Source organism: Paraclostridium sp. (assembly GCF_051657365.1).
GTDB lineage: Bacteria > Bacillota > Clostridia > Peptostreptococcales > Peptostreptococcaceae > Paraclostridium.
The window spans coordinates 43,894-58,598 of the sequence record NZ_JBOFKN010000033.1; the positions used below are offsets into that span (position 1 = coordinate 43,894).

Annotated in this window: 14 protein-coding genes; 2 read left to right on the top strand and 12 right to left on the bottom strand. The window is 30.1% G+C overall.

The features are described from left to right. The first annotated feature begins 82 nt into the window (after positions 1 to 82). Positions 83 to 967, top strand: a complete 885-nt coding sequence (locus ACRCYC_RS02480) for a LysR substrate-binding domain-containing protein (protein WP_438617592.1) — start codon at positions 83 to 85, stop codon at positions 965 to 967. A gap of 48 nt (positions 968 to 1,015) precedes the next feature. On the opposite strand, the gene pyrE is transcribed toward ACRCYC_RS02480, so the two are convergent. The 12 genes from pyrE to ACRCYC_RS02540 all read right to left on the bottom strand — a co-directional run bounded on the left by pyrE (position 1,016) and on the right by ACRCYC_RS02540 (position 14,308). Next, a complete protein-coding gene (gene pyrE, locus ACRCYC_RS02485) occupies positions 1,016 to 1,600 on the bottom strand; it encodes an orotate phosphoribosyltransferase (RefSeq protein ID WP_438617593.1) in 585 nt (194 codons plus the stop codon). A 60-nt stretch (positions 1,601 to 1,660) separates the two neighbouring features. Further along, complete coding sequence (locus ACRCYC_RS02490; protein ID WP_438617595.1) at positions 1,661 to 2,563, bottom strand: dihydroorotate dehydrogenase; 903 nt, start codon at positions 2,561 to 2,563, stop codon at positions 1,661 to 1,663. Continuing rightward, a complete protein-coding gene (locus tag ACRCYC_RS02495; RefSeq protein ID WP_438617596.1) occupies positions 2,556 to 3,248 on the bottom strand; it encodes a dihydroorotate dehydrogenase electron transfer subunit in 693 nt (230 codons plus the stop codon). Before ACRCYC_RS02495 ends, ACRCYC_RS02490 begins: the two co-directional genes overlap by 8 nt. Then, positions 3,248 to 4,411: a dihydroorotase gene (locus ACRCYC_RS02500; RefSeq protein WP_438617597.1), complete on the bottom strand. Its 1,164-nt coding sequence runs from the start codon at positions 4,409 to 4,411 to the stop codon at positions 3,248 to 3,250. The genes ACRCYC_RS02495 and ACRCYC_RS02500 overlap by 1 nt, the downstream gene beginning before the upstream one ends. Then, positions 4,404 to 5,330: an aspartate carbamoyltransferase gene (gene pyrB / locus ACRCYC_RS02505; protein WP_438617598.1), complete on the bottom strand. Its 927-nt coding sequence runs from the start codon at positions 5,328 to 5,330 to the stop codon at positions 4,404 to 4,406. Before pyrB ends, ACRCYC_RS02500 begins: the two co-directional genes overlap by 8 nt. 195 nt (positions 5,331 to 5,525) lie before the next feature. Beyond that, on the bottom strand, positions 5,526 to 6,785 hold the full coding sequence (locus ACRCYC_RS02510; protein ID WP_438617599.1) for a C40 family peptidase: 1,260 nt from the start codon (positions 6,783 to 6,785) through the stop codon (positions 5,526 to 5,528). A 454-nt stretch (positions 6,786 to 7,239) separates the two neighbouring features. Next, a complete protein-coding gene (locus ACRCYC_RS02515; RefSeq protein WP_438617600.1) occupies positions 7,240 to 8,526 on the bottom strand; it encodes a Glu/Leu/Phe/Val family dehydrogenase in 1,287 nt (428 codons plus the stop codon). Positions 8,527 to 8,657: 131 nt separating this feature from the next. Then, positions 8,658 to 9,467 (bottom strand): ATP-binding protein, encoded by an 810-nt coding sequence (locus tag ACRCYC_RS02520; RefSeq protein ID WP_438617601.1) that lies wholly within the window; start codon positions 9,465 to 9,467, stop codon positions 8,658 to 8,660. Between the two features lie 57 nt (positions 9,468 to 9,524). After that, the gene (locus tag ACRCYC_RS02525) at positions 9,525 to 10,757 is read right to left on the bottom strand and encodes an NAD(P)/FAD-dependent oxidoreductase (RefSeq protein ID WP_438617603.1); all 1,233 of its coding nucleotides are present in this window, start codon (positions 10,755 to 10,757) and stop codon (positions 9,525 to 9,527) included. Further along, entirely contained in the window at positions 10,732 to 11,202 is a 471-nt protein-coding gene (locus ACRCYC_RS02530) for a 4Fe-4S dicluster domain-containing protein (protein ID WP_438617604.1), read from the bottom strand. The genes ACRCYC_RS02525 and ACRCYC_RS02530 overlap by 26 nt, the downstream gene beginning before the upstream one ends. Further along, positions 11,195 to 13,096: an anaerobic carbon-monoxide dehydrogenase catalytic subunit gene (gene cooS, locus ACRCYC_RS02535; protein ID WP_438617605.1), complete on the bottom strand. Its 1,902-nt coding sequence runs from the start codon at positions 13,094 to 13,096 to the stop codon at positions 11,195 to 11,197. Before cooS ends, ACRCYC_RS02530 begins: the two co-directional genes overlap by 8 nt. A 132-nt stretch (positions 13,097 to 13,228) precedes the next feature. Further along, complete coding sequence (locus ACRCYC_RS02540) at positions 13,229 to 14,308, bottom strand: CapA family protein (protein ID WP_438617606.1); 1,080 nt, start codon at positions 14,306 to 14,308, stop codon at positions 13,229 to 13,231. A gap of 164 nt (positions 14,309 to 14,472) precedes the next feature. Between ACRCYC_RS02540 and ACRCYC_RS02545 the strand changes: the two genes are divergently transcribed. Further along, positions 14,473 to 14,643: a DUF362 domain-containing protein gene (locus ACRCYC_RS02545; protein WP_373599867.1), complete on the top strand. Its 171-nt coding sequence runs from the start codon at positions 14,473 to 14,475 to the stop codon at positions 14,641 to 14,643. Positions 14,644 to 14,705 lie beyond the last annotated feature (62 nt).

The following is a 14,705-nucleotide window of genomic DNA, read 5'->3' on the forward strand; positions in this document are numbered from 1 at the left end:
AGTTATTATTATTGGTAAAATAGATATATATCATAATAATGATTAAATTTTTAAATGATTTCTTAATAGGGAGGTTTTCCATTTGATTGAAGAATTCAAAACATTCATTGCAGTTGTAGAACATCAAAATTTTACTAAAGCAGGTGAAAGCATAAACTTATCACAACCAACCGTTAGTACCCATATAAAAAACTTAGAAATTCATTTTAATACAACTCTTATAAATAGGTCTATAAAACAAAAGACTATATCTATAACAGACAATGGTTATCTTTTATATAAAAGAGCCAGAGAAATAATAACATCAATAGAATCTATTAAAGATGAGTTAAATAGCATGTCTAACTCTATAAAAGGTCATATAAAAATAGGAGCTAGTCTTACTATTGCTGAGTATTTTTTACCTCAATTTTTAGCTCTATTTTCTAAACAGTACCCTGACGTAGAAGTGGAAATGATTGTAGAAAATACATATAAAATTTGTGAAAAAGTTAAAAGTTCTACATTAGATATAGGTTTAGTTGAAGGTAGCCTTTCCTCTTTTGATTTTAACCAAGAATTTTTCTTTAAAGATAGCATGGTATTAACTTTCTCACCTGAATCTGGTATAGATGAAAGTAACTTCAACTTAGATTCTATAAAAAATAAAAAATGGATAGTTCGAGAAGACGGGTCTGGTACAAGAGAATATTTAAATATATTTTTAAGTAACAATAAAATTACCCCTCGCCAAATAATGGTTCTTGGTAGCAATCATGCCGTTAAAGAAGCCGTTAAGAACGACCTTGGCATATCAATTATATCTAAACTAGTTACCGACTCAGAAGGTCGTGCTTTATCTACAGTAAGTTTAAGTGAAACTTATAATAGATATTTTTCTTTTATTACTCCTAAAGGAATAAAACCCTCAAGCACAACAACTTTATTTATAGATGAACTTGAAAACTACGTAAATTTCAAAAAATAAAAATAAGGATGTAGATAATATTATCTACATCCTTATTTTTTGATTTATCTACATTCCTAATTCTTTAAATTCTCTACTTCCTGGCTTAACTAAAGCTATTTCTTTAGCTTCACATAAAGGGCAATTATCAGCTTCATAAACTTTTATATCTAATTTTATAGCACTATATATCGGCATCCCGATATCGTGATTAGTTCTATCAGCTATACATGCAACACCTATCACTTCTCCACCTAATGCTTCTAAAGCTTTTTTAGTTTCTATAGTAGATTTACCAGTAGTGACAACATCCTCAGCTATGATTATCTTATCTCCTGGTTTAACTTCAAATCCTCTTCTTAATTGCATTTCCCCATCTTTTCTCTCTGTAAATACTGACTCTTTACCTAATTGTCTTCCTAACTCATAAGAAACTATAACTCCTCCCATAGCAGGTCCAACAACTAAGTCTATTCCCAAATCCTTTATTTGCTCAACAACTGTACTTAATACTTTCTCCGCTTGATTTGGAAATCTTAAAACCTTAGCACATTGTACGTATCTATTACTATGCTTTCCTGAAGATAACAAGAAATGGCCTTCTAATAAAGCATCACATTCTTTTAATATTTCAACAACATTTACATTACTCATAATTATAATCTCCTCTTATTTTAAGTTTAATATTTTTGTCTTTTTTAACCTCAAATCTACCTAAACTATCCCTCTTATTTCATCTAAGTTTGTTATTCCCTCTCTATCCATATAATCTTCTATTCCTTTGATTATATCTAATCCTATTTTAGGATTTATAAAGTTGGCAGTCCCAACCTGTATACAAGTAGCCCCAGCCATAATAAACTCTATAGCATCTTGCCAATTAGTTATTCCACCCATACCCATAACCGGGATACTAACTGCATTACAAACTTCATGAACCATTCTAAGAGCTATTGGTTTTATAGCAGGTCCTGATAGCCCAGCATATATATTTTCAAATACAGGTTTTTTCTTATTTATATCTATCGCCATAGCTTTAAATGTATTTACCAATGATATTCCATCAGCACCTTCTTCTTCACATACCTTAGCCATTCCAACTATATCTTCAGCATTAGGTGATAACTTAATTATTAAAGGCAATGTAGTTTTAGCTCTTACAGCTCTTACGACTTCCCTAGCAACTTCATTCTTTATCCCGAAAGCCATTCCGCCGGCTTTTACATTTGGACAAGATATATTTAACTCTATCATATCTATAGGCTGGTCATTTAATAACTCTACACCTCTTATATAGTCATCCAAAGTTCCTCCACCTAAATTTGCAATTCTCACCGTATCTAAGTCTTTAAAAAACGGAAGTTCATTTTCTATGAAACCTACTACTCCAGGATTTTCAAGGCCTACACTATTCATCATCCCTGATGGAGTCTCACATACTCTCATCCCTTTATTTCCATCTCTTTTCTCAATCGTAAGACCCTTACTACTTATACCACCTAATTGTTCTATATTATAAATTTCTGCATATTCTTTTCCGAATCCAAAAGTCCCTGATGCCATAATTAAAGGGTTTTTAAATTCTATATCTCCGAATTTAACATTTAAATTAGCCATTAAATATCACGTCCTCCCCCCAGAATACTGGACCATCTTTACAAGTTTTTTTATTACCAAACTTAGTTTTGCATGTACATACCAAACAAGCTCCTACTCCACATGCCATATGATTTTCTAATGATACCATTATTTTAGTATTTGTTCCTTCTGTCATTTTAACTAGCTTTTCCATCATAGGAGTTGGCCCACAAGTTAATATATAATCATATTTTTCAACATCTAATATATCCGTAACAAATGTGTCTCCTAATGCTATGTTAACTTCATTACAAACTGACTTATACTCTTCTTCTAATATAGATTCATTTCTAAATCCTAAATATGCATCACAATTTTCAATATTTTTAGCTACTAAATATAATGGAGCTACACCTATTCCTCCACCTACTAAAGCAACCTTTCCTTCTACTTTTTCATATCCATTTCCGTATGGACCTTCTAGCTTTATTTCATCTTCTTCTTTTAAAGAGCTCAATATTTTAGTTCCTTCTCCAACTACTTTGTATAAAAATGATATCCCATCTTCATCTATATCATGTACACTTATAGGTCTTGATAGTAATGGATATGTATCCCAAGCTCTTAGCATATAAAACTGTCCCATTTTTGCTTCAAACTTACCTTCTACTTTCATGAAATACATATCTTCACCAATATATCTATTTTCTAATATTTTATACATTACATATCCCCCTTTATGTCATACATAATTTTTCCGTCTCTTATAGTCATAATCACTTTACCTACAACTTTTTGATTATCAAATGGATTATTTTTTCCTTTTGATAAAAACTTTTTAGTATCTATAACACTTTCATATTCAGCATCTATTAACACTAAATCTGCTCTTAATCCTTCTTCAATTAACCCTTGATTTAACCCTAACAACTTCGCAGGATTTAAACTCATCATCTCACTTAACTTATTTAATGATATTTTATTTTCACTAAATACTTTGTTAACCATTTGGAAAGCTACCTCTATATTAGATATCCCTGGTGCTCCATTTTGTTTGTCTTCTACTGTGTGAGGAGCATGATCTGTTCCTATCATATCGATATATCCATCTTTAATCCCTTGTATAAGATGTTTCATATCGTCTTCCTCTGCAAAGGATGGATTAACCTTATAGTCAAGTCCATATCCATAAATATGATGCGGTCCTACTTCACAAGTAAATTTATATCCATCATTTTTATATTTTTTTATCTCATCTAAAGTATCCTTTAAACTTATGTGACATATATGAAGATTGCCACCAACTTCTTTAAGCAGTTTTAAATCTCTTTTAACTATTATTTCTTCTGGCTGGCAATGTGTTAAAACCTTAAAATGCAATTCTTTAGACATTTTTAAAGCTTCTTTCATTATTTCTTCATTATGAAGTGTATATCCATCATCCGAAAACAAATCAGTATACTTTCTCATACTAGCTATATCTATTATTTCTTGTCCTTCAAGATTTTTAGTTATAGCACAAACTTGTTTTATATCACATAAATCTAACTTTTCAGCTTTATTTAAAATATACTCCATAACATCTTTATTATCACAAGCAGGTTTAGTATTTGCCATAGGGCAAAGTACCGTAAATCCACCTTTCAAAGCTGCTTTTTGTCCCGTTTCTAAATCTTCTTTATGAGTTAATCCAGGATCCCTTAAATGAGTGTGTAAATCTATAAACGAAGGCATTAATACATAATTTTCTCCATCTATAACCTTAATATTTTCTAAATCTATATTTGAATCAATTTTTGAAATCTTACCATTCTCTACAAGCAAATCACTTTTAAAATCTTTGTTAGCATCAATTATTCTAGCGTTTTTTATAAGAAGTCTATTCATTCTTGTCTACCCCCAAAAGCTTCATTATTAAAGCCATTCTTACATACATACCGAATTTTGCTTGATCAAAGTAAACCGCTCTTTCATCTTTATCTACATCTGTATCAATTTCATTTACTCTTGGCAATGGATGCATAACTAACATATCTGATTTAGCTTTTTCCATTTTTTCTGTAGTAAGTATATAGTAATCTTTAAGCCTGTCATATTGCTCTTGGTCTTCAAATCTCTCACGTTGAACTCTAGTCATATAAAGCACATCTAAATCCTTTATAACTTCATCTAAACTGTTAGTTTCAACATAATCATGATCTTTTATAGTTTCTTTTATATACTGTGGCATTTCTAGTTCTTTAGGTGATATAAATACAAACTTAGTGTTTTTATATCTTGCCATAGCCTTCACTAACGAGTGAACTGTTCTTCCATTTTTTAAATCTCCGCATAATCCGATAGTATGGTTTTCTAAATTTCCTTTAAGTGATTTTATTGTAAGAATATCTGTAAGTGTTTGAGTTGGATGTTGATTCCCTCCGTCTCCTGCATTTATAAATGGTACCCTAGCAAATCTTGATGCTTCTAGAGCTGAACCTGCTCTTGGATGTCTCATAACTATAGCATCAGCATAACAAGATACTGTTTCCATAGTGTCTTCTAATGTTTCTCCTTTAGATGTTGATGATGAATTTGGCTCTGAAAAACCAATTACTCTTCCACCTAATCTATTCATTGCAGCTTCAAAGCTAAATCTTGTTCTTGTTGATGGTTCATAAAATAAGGTTGCTAGTAAATTACCTTCACAAACATGCGAGTATTTTGACGGATTGTCAATTATATTTTGAGATAATGATAGAATTTCATCTATTTCATTTATCGAAAAGTCTTCTGGTTGGATTAAATTTCTTCCCTTTAGTTTCATCGTATATTTCCTCCTTTTTTAGCCTCTCTGGACTAAATTTAAAAGTATTTTAATTTTTTCTTTTATAGTAGCTTATCACCTTTAGCAAGCGATGTCAATATTACTTTTAACTTTTTAACTACTCTTTTCACATAAAAAAAGAGTAGTTTTTAATTTGTAGTACTCTACAATTAAAACTACTCTATATTTTTTATATTATAATACTCTCTTAGCTCCAACATAAGTGTTTTGCCAGTAAGATGAGTTTATGTTACTTACTTTAACAACATCTCCTTCTTGAGGTGCATGTATCATTTGACCTCCACCTACATATATACCAACGTGGCTTATTCCACCTCCGCCAGTTGCGAAGAACACTAAATCTCCTGCTTGTAAATTAGCTTTACTTACAGATGTTCCAGCTCCATATTGAGCTCCTGAAGTTCTTGGTAAAGATACTCCAGCTGCATTTCTAAATACATATGATGTAAGTCCTGAACAGTCAAAGCTACTTGGACCTTCTGCTCCCCATACATATGGAGATCCTAATTTAGAATAAGCTAAGTTTACTACAGCGCTAGCAGCATTTGTATTGTTAACTGGTGGTGCTGGCTTCTCTTCTGGCTTTTCAACCGGCTTTTGAGCTGGCTTTTCTTCTGTATTAGAATTGTTATTGTTGTTATTGTTATTGTTGTTATTGTTAACTTCACTATTATTAGTGTTGTTTGAAGTTTGTTCTTCGTTTGATACCTGGCTATCATTTGAAGTTTGTTCTTCATTTGATACTTGGTTATCATTTGAAGTTTGTTCTTCGTTTGATGCTTGGTTATCATTTGAAGTTTGTTCTTCATTTGTTGCTTGATTATCATTTGAAGTTTGATTTTCATCTGAAGCTTGTCCATTATTTTGGTCTTGTGCATCAGTTTTAGTTTCTTCTTCAACTACAGGAGCTTTGTCAGATACGTATAAATCTCTTATATATCCTTCTTTATCTCCATTTTTAACTTTTACCCAGTTATCTTTTGTATCTACTACTTCTACTTTTGTAGATAATCCTAAGTTATCTTGAACTTCAGATTCAACATGAGCATCTTTTCTTAAGTTTACATTTTCAGCTGTTACGTATGCATCTGCACCTTTTACGTCAACAAATCTAGATGCTATCCATCCTTCAGTTTCATCATCTAACTGAACTTTATACCATCCATCTTGCTCTCCAACTATTTTGAATTGGTCACCTTCGTATGCTATAGTTTGAACTGAACCTTGTTGTCTTACTTTTACAGCTACGCCTTCTTTTACAACTGCAACTTTATAATCTACATCTTTAAAGTTTTCTAAATCTATTATTTTTTTCTCATTAACGTCTTTTTTATCTGTTGCCTTTTCAGTTTTCGTGTCATCTGCATGCGCTATTCCATTCATTGATAATGCCATAAACGATGCAAATACTGGTACTAATATTTTTCTCTTCATAATGTTCTTCCCTCCAAAAATTCACCATAAGTTTTCTTATGTGTTATTTTCATAGCTGAAACCTATGCAGGATAAAATACTAATACACAAGATATTTTTATATTAATTTTATATTTATAATTTGTAACTTTTTTGTAAATAATTGTTACAAATTATATAGTATTCTTATATTAAACAATAGTTAATTTATACCTTGCATATAATATTAAAATTTTAAAACTTCTTATTTTATCCAAAAATAACTTTTATATACATTTTATAATTATTATATACTATATTTTTCAAAAAGTAAATAAATTTACCTATTTTAGCAAATATTAGTGCATGTTTTTTATGTGCTTTTTTTATTTGCCTTTTTATATATAAATAAAAGTATGAACTTGCAATTGTGCAATTGTAAGTTCATACTTTTTTATTTAAAAACGTTTATTTATTTTAATTTTTAAATTTAATTTTAAACTAAAGATTCAGCTACTTCTTTTACAGGAGCTTCTGTATACCAACCTCTTAATTTCATAGCATCAGCTATTCTCTTTATAGACATCATATATGCAGCAGTTCTCATTTCAACATTATGATCTCCTGCTAATGCCCATATTTCTTCAAATGCTTTTATCATTAAAACTTTTTGTTTTTCTTGAACTTCATCAAAACTCCAGTTGTATCTCATTAAGTTTTGTACCCATTCAAAGTAAGAAACTGTAACTCCACCACTATTAGCTAATATATCTGGTATTAATGTTATACCTTTTTCAAATAATATGTGATCTGCTTCTGGAGTTGTTGGTCCATTAGCTCCTTCACATACTATTTTAGCTTTTATATCAGCTGCATTAGCTGAAGTTATTTGATTTTCTAATGCACATGGCATTAATATATCAACTTCTGTAGTTATAACACTTCCATCAAATGCTTCAGCACCTGGGAATCCTTTTATACATCTATGTTCTTTATTGTAAGCCATTAAAGCTTTCATATCTATTCCATCTTTATTATATATAGTTCCTGTATGGTCTTCTACATATATTACTTTTGCACCTGCTTCGTCTATGTACATACCTGCAAAGCTTCCAACATTTCCGAATCCTTGAAGTCCTACTGTAACATTAGATACATCTATACCTTTTTTCTTAGCAGCTTCCATAGCCATTGTAGCAACTCCGTATCCTGTAGCTTCATTTCTAGCTAAAGATCCGTAGAAATCAACAGGCTTTCCAGTAAATACTCCTGGTTGGAATTCGCCTGTAACGTTAGCATACTCGTCAACCATCCAAGCCATTATTTGACCATTTGTATTAACATCTGGAGCTGGTATATCTTCTTTTTCTCCTATTATTGGAGCTATAGATCTAGCGAAACCTCTAGATATTCTTTCTAATTCTCCTTGAGAAAATTCTGTAGGATCGATGGCCATACCACCTTTTCCTCCACCATATGGTATTCCTACTACTGAACACTTAAAAGTCATCCAAGTAGATAAAGCTTTTACTTCATCCATACAAACCGCTGGATGGAATCTTAACCCACCTTTAAATGGTCCACATGCATTATTATGTTGTGATCTGTATCCTGTAAATGTTCTTATAGTCCCATTGTCCATTTTTACTGGGAATGATACTTCTAACACTCTCATTGGATTTTTTAATATTTCATATACTGCTGGATCAGCCCCTAACTTATCACAAGCAGTCTTAACTTGAGATCTTGCTATTTCTAGAACATTTAAAGTTTTTTCAGCCATTTTAAAAGCCCCCTTAAAAATATTTATAATTTTTTATCCCTAAAATCTTTACCTTGCAAATGTTTTCCCTTTGTTACAGTTTGATTATAACATAGTTTTTTTAGCTTTTGTATATAATTCTTATTAGTTTTTTATTTAACATTCTTTATTTTATTTATACTTATATCAAGCCTACTTACATTTATTAAGGTTGTTTTATATATAGCCTTTATTATATGTTTTTGCAATTGAAAAACAGTGTTAATACCTTCAAATAAATTAATTTCTATTCCTATCTTAATTTCTAAATTTCCATTTTTATCATCAAATTTCACATAATTTATTTTACTTATATATTCAAATTCAGATAATTCATGAAAAACTATTTGATTAATAGCATTTTTGCTTATATAAAATCTACCTATATAACTAAATGTAGGTCTTATTATTGTTTTTTCTACAACGATAGATTCTTTATTCGTTTTTTTAAATAGCTTCTTTATAGGATTTATGCTTAATCCACTAGCAATAGATTTAACTTCTAATGTAGGAACTGGTATTATATGGTTTCCCGATTCTCTTGATTTCTTTGCAATTCTTATCTCATCTTCCGTAGATATTTCTTCAATATAAATTTTTTTATGTATATTTCCCAAATTTAATACATCTGATATCTGATTTACCATCCTGTTAGAAGTTCCTATTATTAATATTTTATCTATATCTTCTTCTGCTAATTTATTTATTACATTTTCTTTATGTTCATCATTATTAAATATGGCTCTTTTAACTGCTTCAATTTTAGTATTAGCTTGTTTTGCAGATATTCCAGCAAGTATTTTATTTTTATGTATTAATATACCATCATCTATTATGTAATTTATATTATTTTCATAGGCTAACTCCAAAGCTTTATAACTTTTTCCAGATCCACTTTCTCCTACCAATGCATAAACTTCCATCATTTTCTCCTATATCCATATATTTAAAGGCTATAGATTAATCTATAGCCTTTAGTATTATATATTATAGCAAAACTCTCCATTTCCTTTAATAGAAAAAAAGTCTGCATATCCTATATCAAATATTTTATTTTCTAAATCATCTACTTTTATCTTGTTTTTAATTAATTGAGTAAGAATTCCTATATAAGATATATCTCCCTGAATTATAGTTCCTTGAAGTATATCGTCTTTTATTATAAACTTCTTATACCCCGATTTATCTCTTCTAATTTTAACTACTGAGTTTTCATCAATTATGTCTACTCTTCCTAATGAAACAGTAGGTATTCCTAAGAAATTCATAGTATTTCTAAAGATAAAATCATCATCTAATTCCTTTTTCATTTCAGCCATATTATATGCTGCAACTATACCTTGTTTTACAGCCAAAGGCCATATAGCATTTTTACCAACTACATCTCCTGCTGCAAATATATCTTTAATATTAGTCTGACATGTTTTATCTATAATTATTCCTCTATCATAGTTTATGATATTAGTATCTATAAAACTAGCATTAGGTATAACACCTGTAGCAACAATAGCCATATCACAATCTATATGAGTTTCATCTTCTAAAAGTACACCTATTATATTTTTATTTTCATTTATGCAAATTTCTTTTACAGATGCATCTGGATATAGTGATACGCCTTGTTCTTTAAATTTATCTTCATATACTGAAGCAGAATATTCATCCAATTGTCTATTTAAAATAAAGGGCTCTCTATATATTACAGATATTTCTAATCCTTCATATTCTAAAAGTCCAACTAAAGCGTCTATACCAACAAGCCCTGCACCTAGTATAGCTATCTTTCTACAAACCTTAGCTTTCTCTCTTATACTATGTGCATCTTCTATATTTCTAAGCCCATATACAAAATTTGCTTCTCTTAAATTTTTTATAGGAGGCATTGCAGATGACGCTCCAGTTGCTATTAAAAGTTTATCGTAGCATACATTTTCATATTTTTCATTTATGTATACTAGCTTATCATCCACATCTATATTAGATACTGTGCATCCTTTTAGCCATTCAACTTTATATTTTTCATCAAAATCAGTTTCTACAAAATTTAAGCTATCAACAGTTCTATGTTCAGATATAACATGATGCAACATACATCTTGAATAAATAAAGTCATCCTTAGATATCAAAGTTATTTGAGCTTCTTTATCTAATTCTCTTAAAACTTTAATAGCATTTATACCAGCAGCACTAGCACCCAGAACTACATACTTCATGAGTAACCTCCTCCTGTAACATTATTGCTCCAGTTGGACAATTAGCTACACACTTAGGATATCCTATACTTTCACACATATCACACTTTAATATAGTTTGTTTGGTTGTATCATCTGGTTTTAAAAGTCCATATGGACATGCCATAACGCACATGTAACAAACTCCACATTTTTCTTTATTATAACTAACTATTCCGCTTTCCTTATCTTTGCTCATAGCTCCACTCATACATGTTAATACACATTCAGGAGTATCACAGTGTCTGCACACAATAGGAACTGGGTTGCTTTTTTTATCTATTTCTATATGATTTCTACTATCGTTATTTAGATTTTCTAAATCTAAAGTATATATATTTTCATTTTCATCGTGTCTTACCATACAAGCTAAAACACAACTCTTGCACCCGCTACATAATTCTTTATTAATTAAAATCCTATGCATAACATTCCACTTCCTTTAGACCAAGTTTTTCCCTTCTATCTATAACTATCTTCTCTAAAGTATCTGCTGAAGATTTAACATCTGAGTCTACAATAACATGCCCGCCTGTTAAATCTTTTAATTTTTCTGTTAAAACTTCTGTTACTAATTTTCCACCTGTTATAAATGGTGGTAATGCTAAGTGAAGTGGCAGCCCTAATGCTAATCCAAATGCACCATCAGCTAAAGCTTGTTCTTCTAACCATTGAGGTGCAGAAAGTACTAATGGTAGCTGTGGAATATCTATCCCTAGTTCTCTAGCTATTTCAGTAGCCACTATTTCAAGTCTTCCTATTGCTAAACACGGACCAAAGTTTAATACTGGAGGTATTCCTAATGACTTACACACTTCTTTTAAATTTTCTCCTGCTAATTCTTCTGCTCCTGGAGACATTAAACCTACATTTTCAAGCCCTCCCGTAGAGCATCCTGCAGATAAAACTATTATATCTCTCTTTATAAGTTCTTTAGTTAATTCTACAGTAAATACATCATGCCCTTTTGCAGTCATATTGGAACATCCAACAACAGCTGCTATTCCTTTTATTTTTCCTTCTGCTATTAAATTTATAAGTGGTTTCCATGAATTACCTAAAAATTCTTTTAGATTTTTTTCGCTTACTCCTGTTAATGAAACATCATGCCCATGGTCAGTTGGTATATCTATTTCAACTTCACTTCTTCTATTTTTATAACTTTCTAAAGCTTCATTTATTAATCTATCTGTAATTTCATCTATATTATCTCTATCAAATTGAATATATTCTGCATTAGCTTTTTTAGCTACATCATCTAAACATATCATTTTTACTTTATACTTATCTGCTATAGGTTCTATTCCCGGTATCGTGCAGTTAAATTCAGATAATACCATATCTATAGCTCCTGTAGATAATACAACTTCACTTGTGAAGTTGTTCCCAGCATGGCCTGCAAATACTTCTTGATAGTGTTCTCCTCTTAATTGTAAATCTTGACCAACACAAGTACATCCAACCAATCTAAATCCTTTCGCTCCAACTTCTTTTGCTAGATTAACAATATCTACATCTTTTAATCTATCTTGGAAGTTAGAAAATGTTGAATGCTGATGTCCTGTTATCATTATGTTTATATAATCTTTATCTATAACTCTAAATCCAACTGGCGCAGTTCTTATAACCGGCTCTCCTAACATAACATCATTTAAAAGATTTGTTAATGTTAATCCATATAAACCAGTAGATATCCCTAAGTTTAAACAGTTAATAAGCATATCAACTGGATCACTATTTAAATTAGTAGATGATTTAACTATTGCATCAAATACTTCCGATTTAGCTCCTCCCGGCATTATTCCCAACTCTTTCCACTTTTCAACCCTTGGAGCATAAGCTATTTTTTCTACCAATTCCATTTTTTCATCTCTAGGTTTATATAAATCATCCAAAACTTTTTGAGCTACTTTTATACATTTTTCATGCCTATCATCAGCTTCAACCCCAAATATTTCAGCTAACTCATCTATTGTATTTTCACCTTTTATTTTCCCTTTGTCTTCTCCTAATTTTCTTAAGTTTCTTGCTGTATTTTCAACAACATGTAAATAACATGCTGATCCACTTGCAACTGCTCTTAAAAAGTTTCTAGCAACTATTGTGTCTGCATCTGCACCACATATTCCCTTTGGTGATTTTGGCGTTACTCTACATGGTCCATTTGCACATAATCTACAACATACTCCTTGTAATCCAAATCCACACTTGATTTTTTGATCTTCCGTTCGGTGAAATGCAGTGTCTACATCCTTAGTAGCTATGAAGCTTTCTAATTTTTTATCTGCACTTTCACACATTTTACAACTAACACAAGACATATTTTTATCCCCCTAAAATATTTTAATTGGTAATTCTTTTTTATATATACCATGTGTTGTTAATTCTTAAACACAAAACAGGAAAAAGTTTTCACAAAATTCAAAAAAGAATAACTTTAAATATTCCTTATATTAAATATTCAATTTTTGGCTAATATTTTCTAATTTATTCTTTATTCGTTCAGCATCTACTCCTATAGATGGGGTAGGTTGATAGTTGTTAACATTGTTTTGTGAAGATATAGAACACGGTATAATATTAGGATTATCTATACTTAAAAGTTTATTATCTTCAAAATTAAATGTTTGCTGATAAATAAATGTATCCTTATCTTGTGGATTTTTATTTCCCCCAAAACAGAAATTACTTAAACTATAAGCTATATATTTTTCTTTGTACTTTTCTATACCTTGTACGACATGAGGATGACTTCCTAAAACTACATCCGCTCCATTGTCTATTGCAAAATGTGCAAAATCTTTTTGTACTTGATCCGGATAATACGATCTTTCAGTTCCCCAGTGGAAATATATTAACACTATATCTGATTGTTTTTTCATATCTTCAATATTATTTTTAATAGTATTTAAATAATCTTCATTATAATTTTCTGGCCACCCATTATATCCTAATAAGCCAACCCTAATATCTTTTACATTGATTATACTTTTTTCATTTGAACCAAAATAATTTATATTATTTTCTTTTAATATAAATTTAGTTTGATCCATACCTTCTTTTTGATAATCTTCTGAGTGATTATTTGCTAAAGTAACAGCTTCTATCCCTCCGCTTTTAAGTATATTTACATATGAAGGATCCCCTTTAAATGCAAATTGCTTAACTTTTGCATTATTAGAAGTAGTAAGTGGTCCCTCTAAATTAACTACTGTTAAATCATCTTTATCGAAAATATCTTTTACATTTTTAAAAAAATAATTATAATCTTGATTTTGTTTTTCAAATTCATTATCAAAAGATCCATAATATGATGCCCCATTGTAATTGCCCATCGTTACATCTCCTGCAAAACTTATAGTTATACTTTCTTTTTTAAATTCTTCTTGTTGCGCTTTAACACCTTCAACTTGTTTAACTTGTTTTTCATCTTCAGCTATAGTCTTAGAAAAAACAGTAAATATACTAAATACTATAACTATTAAAAAGATAATCAAAAATATTAACTTACTTTTATTAACTTTCCGTTTCATAAATATCCCCCCATATATTAGTTCTTAAGTTAATTATAGCGAATAAATAATTTAAAGTTTAATATGTTTATTTTTTTGTAAATATGCTAATTATTGTTATCTATATATTTTTTTGCTATAATGATATTGAACATATTATTTACATAAATTAGGAGGATATTAAAATGGCTTATAAAATCAATGATGCTTGTATAAGCTGTGGTGCTTGCGAAGCTGAGTGCCCAGTTAGCTGTATATCAGCTGGAGATGACAAATACGTTATAGATGCAGATGCTTGTGTTGAGTGTGGTGCTTGTAACGGAGTTTGTCCAGTAGATGCTCCACAACCTGAATAATATTAAATATTATTTATAAACAAAAAACTACCTACATTTGTAGGTAGTTTTTTGCATATTGT